General features: G+C 62.2%; 10 protein-coding genes. 1 reads left to right on the forward strand and 9 read right to left on the reverse strand.

Annotated elements, in window-relative coordinates:
* Positions 1-68: 68 nt before the first annotated feature.
* The 9 genes from AC26AR_RS14810 to pilM form a co-directional block, all read right to left on the reverse strand.
* Positions 69-1,484 (reverse strand): FAD-dependent oxidoreductase, encoded by a 1,416-nt coding sequence (locus tag AC26AR_RS14810; protein WP_488107270.1) that lies wholly within the window; start codon positions 1,482-1,484, stop codon positions 69-71.
* A 77-nt stretch (positions 1,485-1,561) separates the two neighbouring features.
* Positions 1,562-6,013 carry a glutamate synthase large subunit gene (gene gltB, locus AC26AR_RS14815; RefSeq protein WP_488107271.1) on the reverse strand — a complete coding sequence of 1,484 codons (4,452 nt, stop codon included), beginning with the start codon at positions 6,011-6,013 and terminating at the stop codon, positions 1,562-1,564.
* A 568-nt stretch (positions 6,014-6,581) separates the two neighbouring features.
* Positions 6,582-7,688, reverse strand: coding sequence for a 3-dehydroquinate synthase (gene aroB / locus AC26AR_RS14820; RefSeq protein ID WP_488107272.1), 1,107 nt, complete (start codon positions 7,686-7,688; stop codon positions 6,582-6,584).
* A gap of 71 nt (positions 7,689-7,759) precedes the next feature.
* The gene (gene aroK / locus AC26AR_RS14825) at positions 7,760-8,302 is read right to left on the reverse strand and encodes a shikimate kinase AroK (RefSeq protein ID WP_077377951.1); all 543 of its coding nucleotides are present in this window, start codon (positions 8,300-8,302) and stop codon (positions 7,760-7,762) included.
* Positions 8,302-10,347 carry a type IV pilus secretin PilQ gene (locus AC26AR_RS14830; RefSeq protein WP_077377948.1) on the reverse strand — a complete coding sequence of 682 codons (2,046 nt, stop codon included), beginning with the start codon at positions 10,345-10,347 and terminating at the stop codon, positions 8,302-8,304. The genes aroK and AC26AR_RS14830 overlap by 1 nt, the downstream gene beginning before the upstream one ends.
* Positions 10,348-10,487: 140 nt before the next feature.
* Positions 10,488-11,042, reverse strand: a complete 555-nt coding sequence (locus AC26AR_RS14835) for a pilus assembly protein PilP (RefSeq protein WP_170212622.1) — start codon at positions 11,040-11,042, stop codon at positions 10,488-10,490.
* The gene (locus AC26AR_RS14840) at positions 11,042-11,674 is read right to left on the reverse strand and encodes a type IV pilus inner membrane component PilO (protein ID WP_077377942.1); all 633 of its coding nucleotides are present in this window, start codon (positions 11,672-11,674) and stop codon (positions 11,042-11,044) included. The genes AC26AR_RS14835 and AC26AR_RS14840 overlap by 1 nt, the downstream gene beginning before the upstream one ends.
* Positions 11,671-12,261, reverse strand: coding sequence for a PilN domain-containing protein (locus tag AC26AR_RS14845; protein WP_077377939.1), 591 nt, complete (start codon positions 12,259-12,261; stop codon positions 11,671-11,673). Before AC26AR_RS14845 ends, AC26AR_RS14840 begins: the two co-directional genes overlap by 4 nt.
* On the reverse strand, positions 12,258-13,322 hold the full coding sequence (gene pilM / locus AC26AR_RS14850; protein WP_103751454.1) for a type IV pilus assembly protein PilM: 1,065 nt from the start codon (positions 13,320-13,322) through the stop codon (positions 12,258-12,260). The genes AC26AR_RS14845 and pilM overlap by 4 nt, the downstream gene beginning before the upstream one ends.
* A 247-nt stretch (positions 13,323-13,569) precedes the next feature.
* Between pilM and AC26AR_RS14855 the strand changes: the two genes are divergently transcribed.
* The gene (locus AC26AR_RS14855) at positions 13,570-16,086 is read left to right on the forward strand and encodes a penicillin-binding protein 1A (RefSeq protein ID WP_303567381.1); all 2,517 of its coding nucleotides are present in this window, start codon (positions 13,570-13,572) and stop codon (positions 16,084-16,086) included.
* Positions 16,087-16,094: the final 8 nt, after the last annotated feature.

Genomic DNA, 16,094 nt, shown 5'->3' on the forward strand with positions numbered 1-16,094 from the left:
CGCCACGGGCACCCGCCCAACGTATCAGGCCCGCCATGGCGGGCCTGATACGTGATACTGCGATCTCCTTACACTTCCAGGAAATCGAGAATCCCTTCTGCGGCCCGGCGACCTTCATCAATGGCGGTCACCACCAGATCGGAACCGCGCACCATGTCACCACCGGCGAACACCTTGGGATTGGTGGTCTGGAAGGCGAGTCGCTCGGCACTGGTCGCGATGCGCCCACGCTCATCGACCCCGATATCGAAATCGGTGAACCACGATGCAGGACTGGCCTGGAAGCCGAAGGCGACGATGACGGCATCCGCCGGCAGGATCTCTTCGGAACCCGGCACCACTTCCGGGCGCTGGCGCCCGTTGGCGTCCGGTTCACCCATGCGGGTACGCACGACCTTGACGCCCTCGACCTTGCCCTCACCGACCACCGCCACCGGCTGGCGATTGAACAGGAAGTCGACGCCTTCCTCACGAGCATTGGTCACCTCACGACGCGAGCCCGGCATGTTGGCCTCGTCGCGACGGTAGGCACAGGTCACGGTATCGGCGCCCTGACGGATGGAGGTGCGGTTGCAGTCCATCGCGGTATCACCACCGCCGAGCACCACGACCTTCTTGCCTTCCATCGAGACGTAATCGGCCGGGTCCTTCTCGAAGCCCAGGCAGTGATTGACGTTGGCAATCAGGAAGTCGAGCGCCTTGTGAACTCCCGGAAGATCCTCGCCCGGGAAACCGCCGCTCATGGCGTTGTAGGTGCCCATGCCCAGGAAGACGGCATCGTATTCCTCGAGCAGGGCATCGAAGCCGATGTCACGACCGATCTCGACATTGAGACGGAACTCCATGCCCATCTCTTCGAAGATCTCGCGGCGGCGCGTCATCACGCCCTTCTCGAGCTTGAACTCCGGGATACCGAAGGTCAGCAGCCCACCGATCTCCGGGTGACGATCATAGATCACCGGACGCACACCGTTGCGCACCAGGATATCGGCTGCCCCCAGACCCGCCGGGCCGGCACCGATGATGGCGACGCGCTTGTCCGTCCAGCTGACCTTGGACATGTCGGGGCGCCAGCCCATCGCGAAGGCGGTGTCGGTGATGTACTTCTCGACCGAACCGATGGTGACGGCACCGAAGCCATCATTCAGGGTGCAGTCGCCTTCACAGAGACGATCCTGCGGGCAGACGCGCCCACAGACTTCGGGCAGCGAGTTGGTCTGGTGCGAAAGCTCCGCAGCCTCGAGGATGTTGCCCTCGGAGACCAGCTTCAGCCAGTTGGGGATGTAGTTGTGTACCGGACACTTCCACTCGCAGTAGGGGTTGCCGCAACCCAGGCAGCGATGCGCCTGACTGGCCGCTTCCACCGGCTTGAACTCGGCGTATATCTCGTTGAACTCGCGGGCACGCACGCGAGCATCTTTCTTCTGCGGGTCCTGACGACCCACATCGATGAACTGGAAGTCGTTGGCGAGCTGATTGGCCATGATGAATCCTCTCTCAAAATCCGGGCACCGTCGCGGTGCGGGCCCTCACCCGGGGCTTGCCAGGGTGAGGGATGCGGTCACTCCGGCTGACGCCGGGACTGATCGAGCAATCCACCCAGGCTTGCCGCCTTGGGCTTGACCAACCAGAAGTGACGCACGAAGTCAGGGAAATCACGCAGGATGTTGCGACCGCGCTCGGAGCCGGTCTCGGCCACGTATTCCTCGATCACTTCGCGCAGATGGCGACGATAGGCCTCCATGGCTTCGGTATTGATACGGTGGATTTCCACCAGCTCGTGGTTGTACTTGTCGACGAAGTCTCGACTCTCGTCCAGTACATAGGCGAAGCCGCCGGTCATGCCTGCACCGAAGTTGACGCCGGTTTCGCCCAGCACGCAGACCAGCCCGCCGGTCATGTACTCACAGCAGTGATCGCCCGCCCCTTCGATGACGGCATGCGCACCGGAGTTGCGCACCGCGAAGCGCTCGCCGGCAGTTCCCGCGGCATACAACTTGCCGCCGGTCGCCCCATACAGGCAGGTGTTGCCGATGATGGCCGTCTTGTGGCTCTCGAAGCGCGAGCCGCGCGGCGGCACGATGGTCAGCTTGCCGCCATTCATACCCTTGCCGACGTAATCGTTGGCATCGCCTTCCAGATGCATCTCGAGGCCATGCGCATTCCAGACCCCGAAGCTCTGCCCTGCCACGCCGGTCAGGCTGACCTTGAGCGGCGAGCCCGCCAGTCCTGCCTCGCCATACCGCTTGGCGATCTCACCGGAGACGCGCGCCCCGATGGAGCGATCGCAGTTGGTGACATGGAAGCTGAACTCGCCACCGCTGCGGCTGTCGATCGCGGACTCCATCGCCGCCAGCATCTCGAGGTTCTTGGCGCCGGGGTCATGCGGCTCGTTGCGGCTGACCTGGCAGAACTGCGGCGCGTCCTCGGGCACGAAGTCATTGCCCAGCAACGGCGTGAGGTCGAGACGACGCTGCGCGTTGGTCTCGCCTTCCAGCACTTCGAGCAGATCGGTACGACCGATCAGGTCGGTGATCTGGCGCACGCCCAGCAGCGCCATCAGCTCGCGCACCTCTTCAGCGATGAAGCGGAAGTAGTGCTTGACCATCTCGACGGTGCCGCGGAAATGCTCATCACGCAGCGCCTGGTGCTGGGTCGCGACACCGGTGGCACAGTTGTTCAGGTGACAGATACGCAGGTACTTGCAGCCCAGCGCCACCATCGGTGCCGTCCCGAAGCCGAAGCTCTCGGCCCCCAGAATCGCCGCCTTGACCACATCCAGGCCGGTCTTGAGACCGCCATCCGTCTGCAGACGAATCTTGTGACGCAACTGATTGATGCGCAGCGCCTGGTGCACCTCGGGCAGCCCCAGCTCCCACGGGGAACCGGCATGCTTGATCGAGGTGATCGGGCTGGCCGCGGTGCCACCGTCGTAGCCGGAGACGGTGATCAGGTCGGCATAGGCCTTGGCGACACCGGTGGCGATGGTGCCGATGCCGGGCTCGGAGACCAGCTTGACCGAGACCTGCGCTGACGGATTGACCTGTTTCAGGTCAAAGATCAGCTGTGCCAGATCCTCGATGGAATAGATGTCGTGGTGCGGCGGCGGCGAGATCAGTGTCACCCCCGGCACGGCGTAGCGCAGACGTGCGATCAGGTCGTTGACCTTGCCGCCCGGCAGCTGACCGCCCTCACCGGGCTTGGCGCCCTGTGCGACCTTGATCTGCAGTACCTCGGCATTGACCAGGTACGCCGGCGTGACACCGAAACGCCCGGACGCGATCTGCTTGATCTTGGAGGAGCGCACGGTGCCGTAGCGTGCCGGGTCTTCACCGCCCTCACCGGAGTTGGAGCGCCCGCCGGCCTCGTTCATGGCCTGCGCCAGCGCCTCATGTGCCTCGGGAGACAGCGCGCCGAGAGACATGCCGGCGCTGTCGAAGCGCGGCAGCAGTGATTCGACGGACTCGACTTCCTCAAGCGGCAGCGGCTCGGCCACGGGCTTGAGGCTCAACAGATCGCGAATGGTAGCGACCGGGCGCTCGTTGACCAGGCGCGCGAATTCCTTCCACTTGCCGTAGTCCCCCTGCTGCACGGCCTGCTGCAGCTTCATCACCACGTCAGGGTTGTAGGCGTGGTACTCACCACCGTGCACGTACTTGACCAAACCGCCCTGCTTGATGCGCTTGCGCGGCAGCCAGGCTTCACGCGCCAGCAGCTCCTGCTGGAACTGCAGTTCGGCGAAGCCGGCGCCTTCGATGCGCGAGGCCATGCCGGTGAAGCACATGTCCATGACTTCACTGTTGAGCCCTACGGCCTCGAACAGCTGCGAACCACGGTAGGAGCCGATGTGCGAGATGCCCATCTTGGACAGGATCTTGTAGAGGCCCTTCTGCATGCCCTTGCGATAGTTCTCGCGGGCATCGGCCGGGTTGCCGGACAGCTCGCCGGTGCGATGCATGTCGGCCATCACCTGATAGGCAAGGTAGGGGTAGACCGCCGTGGCACCCACCCCGAACAGCACTGCCATCTGGTGTGCATCACGCGCATAGCCGGTCTCGATGACCAGATTGACGCGCGGACGCAGTGCCAGTGCTCCGAGGTGATGGTGAATGGCACCGGTCGCCAGCGCCGCGTGAATCGGCAATTGTCCCTTGGCGAGCCCGCAGTCGCTGAGCACCAGGATCACCTTGCCATTGCGCGCCGCTTCCTCGGCCTGCTGACAGATGCCCTGAAGCGCCTGCTTCAGAGAGTCCTGACTCGGGTCATAGTGCAGCTTGAGTGTCTGGGAGGTGAACGCCGGGTCCTCATGATTGACCAGCGCATTGAACTTGCGCGGTGACAGCACCGGCGTGGTCAGGATCAGACGATGCGCGTGTTCCGGCGTCGCGTCGAAGATGTTGAGCTCGGCGCCACAGCAGGTCTCCAGCGACATCACGATCGCTTCGCGCAGCGGATCGATCGGCGGATTGGTGACCTGGGCGAACTTCTGGCGGAAATAGTCGGTCAGTACGCGGTTCTGGCGCGACAGCACGGCCATCGGGGTGTCATCCCCCATGGAGCCGACCGCCTCCTGACCGCTCTCGGCCAGCGGGCGCAGCAGCTGATCACGCTCTTCAAAGCTGACCTGGAACATCTTCTGATAGACGTCCAGCGTGTCCGCTTCCATCGGCTGGAAACGCGCCAGCTCGGTCAGCGCGGACTCGAGGTAATTGGCATTTTCACGCAACCAGCGCTTGTAGGGATGGGCGCCCTTGAGGCGCTCGCTGACCTGATCGGTGTGCAGCACTTCACCGGTCTCGGTATCGACACCCAGCACCTGCCCCGGCCCGACACGCCCCTTGGCGACGACATCTTCCGGCTTGTAATCGTAGGTACCGATCTCGGAGGCCAGCGTGATGAAGCCATTGCGGGTGATGACCCAACGCGCGGGACGCAGACCGTTGCGGTCCAGCATGCATACTGCGTGGCGACCATCGGTGAGCACGATGCCCGCCGGACCGTCCCAGGCTTCCATGTGCATGGAATTGTATTCGTAGAAGGCCCGCAGGTCGGAATCCATCTGCTCGACGTTCTGCCAGGCCGGCGGCACCATCATGCGGATGGCGCGATAGATATCCATGCCACCGGTCAGCAGCACTTCCAGCATGTTGTCCATGCTGGAGGAATCGGAGCCGACCGTGTTGACGATCTCGTCCAGCTCGGCGATCTCGGGCAGCTGCTCGGAGACGAAGTTCTCCTTGCGCGCGTTTGCCCAGCCACGGTTGGCCTCGATGGTGTTGATCTCGCCGTTGTGGGCGAGGAAGCGGAACGGCTGGGCCAGCGGCCAGCGCGGCGCGGTGTTGGTCGAGAAGCGCTGGTGGAAGACACAGATCGCGGTCTCGAGGCGCGGGTCGCCCAGGTCCTTGTAGAAGCGCGGAAGGTCTTCCGGCATCACCAGACCCTTGAAGGAGATGACCTTGCCGGACAGCGAGCAGACGTAGAAGTCCTCTTCGCCCTTCAGCGCCTGCTCGGCGTATCTGCGCGCCATGAACAGGTCGACATTGAAGGCGATATCGGTACGTTCACTGGAAGCTGCAACGAAGACCTGACGAATGCGCGGCAGGCAGTCGCGGGCCATCGGGCCGCACACGCTGTCATCCACCGGCATGTCACGCCAACCGAGCACCTCGAGGTTGCGTGCCGTCAGAGCGGACTCGAAAGCATCACGCGCGGACTGTTCACGCGCGTCATCATTCGGCAGGAAGAGCGTACCGACGGCATAGCGCTCGCCCAGCTCGAGCCCGAGCGTCTCTCGGGCGATCTGGCGCATGAAGCCATCCGGCATCTTGAGCAGCAGGCCGCAGCCATCACCGGTCTTGCCGTCGGCAGCGATACCACCGCGGTGAGTCATGCACGTCAGGGATTCAATGGCAGTCTGCAGCAGCTCATGGCTTGCCTGCCCTTCCATATGGGCGATCAAGCCGAAGCCGCAGTTGTCGCGGAACTCTCCCGGTTGGTGGAGACCTTTATTCATGGGCGTGCCTCACGGAGAAATCATGTGTCCAGATGCTTTTCAACAAGCATTTTCGAGGTTATAGTTATCGGTTATCTTTATTTTTATGCCTGCCGATAGTGGCGCCATCAGTGTCGCAACACGACGCCAGATTTCCCTCGAGCATATCCCCGCGCTTCCCCACCGCGCAATTCTCCACAGGTCGCCCATCGGGCAAAAAAACCTGACAAAACCGAAGGTTAGAGACACCTCATTCCAAAAAACCCTGTAGGCTCAAGCGCTTAGCGGGTAGACATGCCTCGCGGGTTTCGCCTTGCAACTTTAGTCTTGGATGAATAAAAAACAGCGTTTTTATTCAATTCTCCCCATACCGATTACGCATACGGCATACCAATTCAGGAATCACGCCCCGCTAATGCACTTGTCCTGCACACTCACCAGCACACCCGCCCCGTACATCGGACATGCGCCCTGGGCACGTCCACCTGAAGTGCCCACTGACGCTCGACAAAAAGAAAAGCCGCCACCCTGAGGTGACGGCTTTTTTCTGCGGCAGATTCCGTGCACCAGCCAACGGCTGGTCGAGGGATCAGTGGCTGCTGCGCGGCCAGTGCTCCAGCATGTCCGCCAGCAGGCCGGCAGGCGCCTCTTCGGTAATCACCGCACGCCCGATACGCTCGAGCAGGATCAGACGCAGACGACCATCGACATTCTTCTTGTCCAGCTGCATGTGACGCAGGAAGTCCTCGACCCCCATGTCCTCCGGCGCTTGCAGCGGCAGACCGGCCTTGTCGATCACCTTGGCAATACGCTCGACATCGGCACTCGACAGCCACCCCATGCGCGCCGAAAGCTCAGCGGCCATCAGCATGCCGGTGCCGACGGCTTCACCGTGCAGCCAGACGCCATAGCCCTGGTCCGTTTCGATGGCATGCCCGAAGGTGTGGCCGAGGTTGAGCAGTGCGCGCACGCCCTGCTCGGTCTCATCCTGCGCCACGACATCCGCCTTGATCGCACAACTGCGGCGGATGGCCTCTCCGAGCAAGGTTTCATCCAGCGCCATCAAGGCCTGCATGTTGTCTTCCAGCCAGCTCAGGAAGCTTTCATCCCACAGCAGGCCATACTTGATGACCTCGGCCATGCCCGCCGACAGCTCACGCTGCGGCAATGTCCTGAGGCTTGAGGTATCGATCAACACCAGTCTCGGCTGCCAGAAGGCACCCAGCATGTTCTTGCCGCGCGGATGATTGACGCCGGTCTTGCCCCCCACCGAGGAATCCACCTGCGACAGCAGCGTGGTCGGTACCTGGATGAAGGCCGCCCCCCGCTGATAACAGGCGGCGGCAAAACCGGTCATGTCGCCGATGACTCCCCCACCGAGGGCGATCAAGGTGCAACGACGATTGAAGCCGGCCTCGAGCAGGGCATCCCAGATCAGACCGATACTGGCCATGTGCTTGGTCTGTTCGCCATCCTCGAGAATCACCTCTCGAATATCCAGACCATCGCCAAGTGATGCCTTGAGCGCCTCCAGATACAGTGGCGCCACCACGGTGTTGGTGACGATCATCACCTGACGACCGGCGAGATGCTCACGAATGAGGTCTCCTCGCGCCGTCAGGCCCGGGCCGATGTGAATGGGGTAACTACGCTCGCCAAGTGCGACATCGAGACGATGAGCGGGAGCCAGGGACATGATGATTCTCCTTGCGGCGAAACGAATGACGGCGCCTGAATGTAAGCGAGAGCCAGACTCCCCAGGGGGGGCTAGCCATGCACGTGGAGCGGGTCTGACAATGCCTTGAGCCGGCGCCGGATCTCGTTGGTGACCGCACGCGGGCTGCGTCGATCGGTACGCACGATGATATCCGCGGTGTCGCGATAGAGAGGGTCTCGCAGCTCGAAGAGACGCTTGAGCACCCGCCCCGGGTCATCCTGCTGGAGCAGAGGACGATTGCGGTCACGTCCGGCACGCTTGAGCTGCTGCTCGACCGGAGCATAGAGATAGACCACCGTGCCGCGCTCTCGCAGCACACGCCGGTTGGCTTCGGCCATGATGGCACCACCACCGGTGGCCATCACGACATCGGACAGCGAGGTCAGCTCGTCAATCACGGCCTGCTCGCGCCCGCGAAAGCCTGCCTCGCCCTCGACATCGAAGATCCAGGGGATGCTGGCACCGCAGCGATCTTCGATCACGTGGTCGCTATCGCAAAATTCACGATGCAAGTCGGCCGCCAGCAGGCGGCCGATAGTGCTCTTGCCGGCCCCCATGGGGCCGACAAGGAATACGTTGGGAATCACATGCATCAGCGCACCGCCAGGCCGTCCTCGATGATCTTCGGGGTTATGAATACCAGCAATTCTACCTTCTCGTTGGACTCTTCGGTATAGCGGAAGAGATTCCCGATCACCGGCAGATCCCCCAGGAAAGGTGTCTTGAAGACGCTGCGTATCTGTTCAGAGGTCAGAATACCGCCCAGCACCACCGTCTCGCCATCATTGACTAGCACCTGAGTCTCGATTTCATTGGTATCGATGGCCGGCTCGCCATTGAAGCTGTCATCGGACACGTCGTCATTGTTGATCAACAGATCCATGATGATGCGGTTGTCCGGGGTGATCTGCGGCGTGACCTCCAGCGCCAGCACCGCCTCCTTGAACTCGATGTTGGTCGCGCCGCTGGAGGTCGCCTCCTCGTAGGGAATTTCCTGACCCTGCTTGATGACGGCCTTCTTCTGGTTGGCGGTGATGATCTTGGGCTGGGAGATGGTCTGGCTCTTGCCTTCGCTTTCCAGCGCCGAAAGCTCCAGATCCAGCAGGATATCGCCGGACAGGTAACCGAAGCTGAAGGTGCTGCCCGGATCACTGTCGTCACCCAGATTGACGCTCAGGCCACCGTCACTGGTCGTGCCGGTCGACGCACCTTCCAGGCCGAACTTGCCGTTGCTGCTGTTGGAAAGCCCCCAGTTGACACCGATTTCACTCGACACGCTGCTGCGCGCGATCACGATGCGCGCCTCGATCTGGACCTGACGCACCGGAATGTCGAGATACTCGAGGGTACCGCGAATGGACTCCAGAGTGTCGCGCGTGTCCTGGATCAACATGGTGTTGGTACGCTCATCCACCATGACACGACCGCGCTCGGAGAGCAGGCCGATACCGCCTTCACCGCGCAGCAATGCCGCCAGGTCCGCCGCCTTGGCATAACGCACCTGAATGTACTCCGTCGTCAGGGGCGCCAGCTCCTTGACCTGCTGATTGGCTTCCAGCTCCTTGCGCTCAAGTGCCGCCAGCTCTTCCGCCGGCGCGACCATCAGAACGTTGCCCATGCGGCGACTGGCCAGGCCATTCGACTTGAGCACCAGGTCCAGCGCCTGATCCCAGGGCACTTCCTTGAGGTTCAGGGTCACGTTGCCGGTGACGTTGTCACTGGCCACCAGATTGAGCCCAGTGAAGTCCGCGATGATCTGCAGCACCGAGCGCACTTCGATATTCTGGAAGTTCAGCGAGATCTTCTTGCCGGTGTACGGGAACTTGTCCTTGATCCGCTCCGCCTGCTCTTCCCGTGTCAGCGGCTTGACCTCAAGCACCAGCTCGTTGCCGGCCTGGGTGGCCAACTGGGTATAGTAACCATTGGCATCCACCACCAGGCGCACACCATCACGAGTACGCTGCGGATCGATCCTCGAGACCGGAGTCGCGAAATCACCGACATCCAGCACCTGATTCAGCTCTGGCGGCAGGGCGACACCCTTGAGATCGATATAGATCTTGCGGCCACGCTCGGTCACGCGAGACTCGACATTGGCGCGATTGAAGTTGACCACGACACGCCCTTCCCCCTCACTGCCCCGACGGAAATCAATACCACTGACGGAAGGCTCCGCCGCGACTTCCAGTCCGCCACCCTGCTGCTGCGGCTGCGCGGACTGGCCTGACGCGGCGGCGGCCACCGGACCGCCCTGCTCACCGACGATGACATAGAGGCTATTGCCTTCGGTACGCGTCACATAGGGACGGGTCTGGCTGAGCTTCATGACCAGGCGCGTACGCGAGCCGGCCTCCAGCGCCACCAGCTCCTCGACCCCATTGAGGCCGAGCTCGAAGCGGCGCTTGTCCAGCTGACTGCTGGTATCCATGAGATCGATGGTGATACGCGGCGGTGTCTCGATCCGGTATCCTTTGACCTCAGGCACCCCGCCGGCGAAATCGAGCTTGAGCTCCATCCGATCGCCACCCAGCGAAGTGAATTCCAGATCCTGCAGCGTGGAGGCCGCCTGCGCCACACTCGCCATCAGGCTGCCGAAAGCCGCCAACCCCAGCAGACTCATTCGTTGCAATCGCGTCATGTTCCCTTGTCCCCTGTCTCGCTGCGGCTCCGCCCAGCCATTGAAGCTGATCGCGCCTTATTCTTGTCGAAGCATTATGGTGTCGGTCATCGACCGCTCATCTTCCGTGACGATTCTGCAGACAGCGCCGCCAGCACGCGCTAACCGCTGGCATCTGCCGGTTGAGTCAATGCCATGGCGCGGGTTCGTTCGATCCAACCGCCCTGACCGTTGGGCACGATTTCCACCAGGTCCAGCTGAGTATCACCGATGCGAATGATGCGGCCGAAATTGCTCCCCATGTGTCCGCCGACACTCACACGCTGCACCTCCTGCTCCGGCGTCAAGATCAACGCCGAGCGACTGCCGTCCACATCCAGGGTCCCCACCATGCTGAGCTGCTCCATCGGCCAGGCCTCAAGAGGCTCGCGGGGGCGATCCAGATCCGGCCGCACGCCATTGTCCACCATGGCGAGCTCCTCCTCCGGCTCCGGCAGTCGCGACTGGAAAGGACTGCGAGCATCTGCCATGTCGTACGTCACGGGATGATACTCGGGCTGAGGCGGCAGGTCCTTGACCTGCCCCGTCGGCCGCCCTCTGAGCGACTCGAGCTCGCTCTCCAGCGCAGGCAGCTGCGGGTCACCACAACCGGCCAGCAGTGTCAGCAACACCGCACCACCCAGCACGACATGCTTGCGACGTGTCGTCAGACTCATCATTTACCTCCCGATGGCAACGGTGCGCCTTGGCGGTAGTTGTAAGTCTTGGCCAGCAGCGACAACTCCAGGTCTTCACCCTGCGAGACCGGTGTCAGCACGAAGTCATGCAACGTCACGATACGCGAAAGCCCGGCGACCCCAGACACGAAGGCGGCAATGCGGTGGTAATCGCCGCGCACCTTGATATCGAAGGGCTGCTCGACGTAGAAATCGCGATTCTGGGCCGGCTTGAGGCGAATGTATTCCACCTCCAGCTGGTTGTTGATGGCCGTCTCGCTGATGTCATCGAGCAGAGCCGGCACTTCGGCATCGGTCGGGAGCATCTCGAGCAGCTGTTCCATGCGCGTCTCCAGCTCGGCCATCTGCTCACGCATCACGGGCAGATTGGCCGCCTTGAAGGCCTTGGTCTCGAACTGGCTCAGCAGCTGACGTTCCTTGGCCTGCAGGCGCTCAAGATCCTCGGCCTTGGGTGCCGCAAGGAACCAGTGGGACGCCCAGAACAGGGCACCAAAGACGATCAGCACCAATACCACCTGCAAGGTGACGGGCCAGATACCCGCCTCCTTGAGGTCGAGATCCTGGAAGTCCGTCGACTTGAGACGACGCACTTCGGCATTGAGGAAACTCATTTCCGACCTCCCTGCCTGGCGGCCTTCGTATCGGCAGCACTGGAAGCGACAGCCGTCGGTGTCTCGGGAATCATGATATTGAAGCTGCGACGATCATCGTCGCTGCTCTGTACGTCGGACAGTGTCGGCGTACCGAAGACATCCGATGCCGCAAGCGTGCGCATCAGACCGGACACCTGACGCGTATTCTCCGCGATGCCGTTGGCCTTGATCTGACGTCCGCTGCGACTGATGCTCTGGTACCAGGCACCCTCGACCAGCGTCGCAACGAGCTGATTGAAGACACGTACCGTTTCCGGGCGCGAGAACTGCAGACTGCGAATCAGCTCGATCTGCGCCAGCATCTGATCACGCCGACTCTCGATATCCTCGACTTCCTTGATATCGCGATTCAGCCGCGCCATTTCCTTCTCGATGAAGGCATGCCGCTGCTTCTGCGCCTCGAGCTGGCTCTGGTAATACTCGCTCATGCCAAACCCGGCTCCCACCCCCACCACGGCGGCCAGCGCCAGAATGCCGAAGAAGCGCTTGCTGCGTTTCTCGCGACGCTCCTCACGCCACGACAGCAGATTGATCTCGATGGTCATGAGCGCTTCCTCATCGCAAGCCCGCAGGCCGTCAACATCGCAGGGGCATCACCGGCCAGCGCCTGGATGTCGACTCGAGGGTTGACGCTCATGTGCGTGAAGGGATTGGCCATGATCACTTCCAGTCCGGTGTGCCCTGCCAGTGACTCACGTAATCCGGGAATGGCGGCGGTCCCTCCTCCCAGCAGAATGCGCTGGACCTCACGACGCTTGCCGGCGGTGTAATAGAGCTGCAGGGAGCGCGCGATCTGCTGCACGAGCGTGTCACGGAACGGATCCAGCACTTCACTGTCATAGGTGTCCGGCAGACCACCGCGCTTCTTGGCCAGGCCCGCTTCGTCATTGGAAAGATCGAAACGGTTCATGATCTCGTCGGTCAGCTGACGCCCCCCGAACACGGCATCCCGGCTGTAGACGATGCGACCGTTCTGGATGACATGAAAAGCCGTCATGGTGGCACCGATATCGACGACCGCGACGCACTCTTCATTGTCGTAGGTAGGGGGGAGCTGATGGCGCAATTCACCGAAGGCACGCTCCAGCGAAAAGGTCTCGACATCGACCGCTGACGGCTCAAGGCCGGCCTGCTCGAGCGCGGAGGTGAGCTGATCGACATCCAGGCTGCGACAGGCCACCAGCAGCAGATCCTGCTGATCAGGATTGCGGGCATTGACCCCCAGATGCTGGAAGTCGAACGCCACGTCATTGAGCGGGAAGGGAAAATGCTTCTCGGATTCGAGCGCGATGCGCTGCTCGATCTCGTCATCGGCCAGATTGGTCGGAAAGCTCAACGTCTTGGTGATGGCGGCACTGGCCGGCACCGCCACGACGGCTCGTCGCGAGCGCGGCTGGGCCTGCTCGACCGCGCGCTTGATCGCCAGCACGACTTCATCCATGTCGCGGATGCGCCGCTCGACGACTGCGCCTTCCTTCAAGGGGCGCACCGCGTAGCTATCGATCTGGTATCGATTTCCGTGTCTGGACAGCTCCAGGAGCTTGACGGTCGCCGATGTGATATCGACGCCAATCAGTCCCTTGCCGGCGGATTTGAGTCCCAGCAATTGGCATTCCCCTGCTCTGATGACGACCCCGTCTGACTGGCGGGCCGCCGCTTCCCGTGCGGCACCGCCGCGGCACCCTCTTCTGCTGAGAGGTTACATTATGTTTCGCAGAATAACACAACAGACGCGCAAGACAGGGTTCAACGCTGGCCGCATCTGGACCCGCTACTTATAATGCCCCAGCAATGGAATTGCCAATCCCCCCGCAGCCACCCGCCTTTCATTACCCACGGACCCTGTCTTGCCCATGAAGCTATTGAGACGACTACTTTCGCCAGTGTTCTGGCTGCTGCTGTCACTGTGTGCTGCGGGATTGCTGGCCATCGTCGGCGCCTCCCTGTATTTCGCACCTGGCCTGCCCGATGTTCATCAATTGCAGGATACCAAGCTGCAGACGCCGCTGCGCATCTACACCCGTGACGGCAAGCTGATCGGCGAATACGGTGACCAGCGCCGCATCCCGGTCACCTTCGACGAGATCCCCGAGACGTTTGTGGATGCCCTGCTCGCGGCCGAGGACAGCAATTTCTTCTCGCACCCGGGCATCGACCCCAAGGGCCTCGCGCGTGCCGCCGTCCAGCTGGCTTCCAGCGGCAGCATCCAATCGGGCGGCAGCACCATCACCATGCAGGTCGCGCGCAACTACCTGCTGACGCTGGATCAGACGTTCACGCGCAAGATTCGCGAAATCCTGCTGTCACTGCAGATGGAGCAGATCCTCTCCAAGCAGGAGATCCTCGAGCTCTACGTCAACAAGATCTTCCTGGGCCATCGCGCCTACGGGATCGCGGCTGCGGCACGCACCTACTATGACAAGTCTCTCGATGAACTGACCCTGGCCGAGCAGGCCATGCTGGCAGGCCTGCCCAAGGCCCCCTCCAGCTTCAACCCGCTCACCAACCCTCAGCGCGCCCTGATCCGTCGCAACTGGATCCTGCTGCGCATGAAGGAACTGGGCTATATCGAGCCTCAGGCCTATGACGAGGCCGTCAAGGCACCGATCACCGCGGCACGCCATTACACGCGCCCGGAAGTCGAGGCGCCCTACGTCGCAGAGATGGCCAGAAGCTTCGCGGTCGATCGTTTCGGTGACAAGGCATATACCGACAATGTGCGCATCACCACGACGCTGGACAGCAAGCTGCAGCCGCAGGCTCGCGATGCCTTGATCAAGGGCCTGATCGACTATGACACCCGCCATGGCTGGCGTGGCGTGGAGGAATCCGGTATCGCGGCGTCACTGGCGGAAGCTCAGGACCAGACCGATCAGGCCGGCCTCGAAGAAGAGATCTCTCGCTCTCCCGAAGTGCTGGAAACGGCCAGACAGGCCGCCCAGAAGAGCGAGAAGCGCATCGAGGGCATCGACCGCGATGTCTCCAACTGGCTGAAAGTGCTGGATCGCACGCCGGACTATGGCCCGCTCGAAGCCGCCATCGTGGTGGAAAATGATGGCAAGCAGATGAAGGTCCTGCTGGCAGACGCCAGCCTGGCCACGATTGGCTGGGACGGCCTGAAATGGGCTCGCGAGTACAAGAGCTCCCGCTGGCGCGGTGGTGTACCCGGCTCTGCCGCCGAGATCGCCCAGGTCGGCGATCTGGTACGCGTCATCAAGGAAGATGATGGCTATCGCCTGGGTCAGCTGCCGGATGCCCAGTCGGCCATCGTTTCACTGGACCCGGAAAGTGGCGCCATCCTCGCACTCCAGGGCGGCTTCAGCTATTCCGCCAGCAAGTTCAATCGAGCGATTCAGGCACGTCGTCAGGCCGGCTCCATCTTCAAGCCATTCATCTACCTCTCGGGGCTCGAGCAGGGCGGCATGTCACCGGCGACCATCATCAACAATGCTCCGGTGGTCATGCAGGATGGCAACAAGGTATGGCGCCCGGAGAACGCCGGCGGCAAGTTCACTGGCCCGACCCGGATCCGCGTTGGTCTCTATCGCTCCCTGAACCTGGTGTCCGTGCGACTGCTGCAGACCGTCGGTCTCGAGAAGACGCTCGACTTCCTCGTCAAGGTGGGCTTCAAGCGCGAAGAGCTGCCCAACGGCCTGTCACTGGCACTGGGCAGCGCCTCGCTGACACCGCTGGAAATGGCCCGTGCCTACGCCGTACTCTCGAACGGCGGCTTCCGTGTCGAACCCTGGTACATCGACACCGTCACGCGCGGTGACGACGAGACCGACTACGAAGCTCATCCGGCCGTCGCCTGCGCCAACTGCACGCCGGGCATGGTGACCGTCAATCGTGATGGCCGTCAGTATCCGCTGGCCGAGCGCATCGCCTCGCCGGAATCCATGTACCTGATCCGTGACATGATGGAAGACGTCATCAAGCGCGGCACCGGCCGTGGGGCCCTGACGCTTGGTCGCGATGACCTGGCTGGCAAGACAGGGACCACCAATGACCAGCGTGATGCCTGGTTCTCCGGCTTCAACAGCAAGCTGGTCGCGACCGTCTGGGTCGGCAAGGACTCCAATGACACCCTCGCCGAGTACGGTGCCCAGGCCGCGCTGCCCATCTGGGTCGACTACATGCGTGGCGCCCTCAAGGGCATGCCATCCGCCAGGATGGAGCGCCCCGATGACATCGTGAGCGCGACCATCGACCCGGAGTCCGGCAAGCGCCTGCACAGTGGTCAATCCGGCGGCGTCAGCGAGCTGTTCCGCAAGGACAATCTGCCGCCCTACAAGGAACGCACCATCCGCAAGGAGCTGGAGCAACAGAGCGGCTCAGAAGGTACTGGAACTTTCGAGGCCATCTTCTGATCTGAAGC

Source organism: Cobetia sp. PS-4MA, from assembly GCF_057670765.1.

Bases quoted from the DNA above. Each gene is read 5' to 3' on its own strand.
- AC26AR_RS14810 (WP_488107270.1), bottom strand. From the start codon at position 1,484: ATGGCCAATCAGCTCGCCAACGACTTCCAGTTCATCGATGTGGGTCGT.
- gltB (WP_488107271.1), bottom strand. From the start codon at position 6,013: ATGAATAAAGGTCTCCACCAACCGGGAGAGTTCCGCGACAACTGCGGC.
- aroB (WP_488107272.1), bottom strand. From the start codon at position 7,688: ATGTCCCTGGCTCCCGCTCATCGTCTCGATGTCGCACTTGGCGAGCGT.
- aroK (WP_077377951.1), bottom strand. From the start codon at position 8,302: ATGCATGTGATTCCCAACGTATTCCTTGTCGGCCCCATGGGGGCCGGC.
- AC26AR_RS14830 (WP_077377948.1), bottom strand. From the start codon at position 10,347: ATGACGCGATTGCAACGAATGAGTCTGCTGGGGTTGGCGGCTTTCGGC.
- AC26AR_RS14835 (WP_170212622.1), bottom strand. From the start codon at position 11,042: ATGAGTCTGACGACACGTCGCAAGCATGTCGTGCTGGGTGGTGCGGTG.
- AC26AR_RS14840 (WP_077377942.1), bottom strand. From the start codon at position 11,674: ATGAGTTTCCTCAATGCCGAAGTGCGTCGTCTCAAGTCGACGGACTTC.
- AC26AR_RS14845 (WP_077377939.1), bottom strand. From the start codon at position 12,261: ATGACCATCGAGATCAATCTGCTGTCGTGGCGTGAGGAGCGTCGCGAG.
- AC26AR_RS14855 (WP_303567381.1), top strand. From the start codon at position 13,570: ATGAAGCTATTGAGACGACTACTTTCGCCAGTGTTCTGGCTGCTGCTG.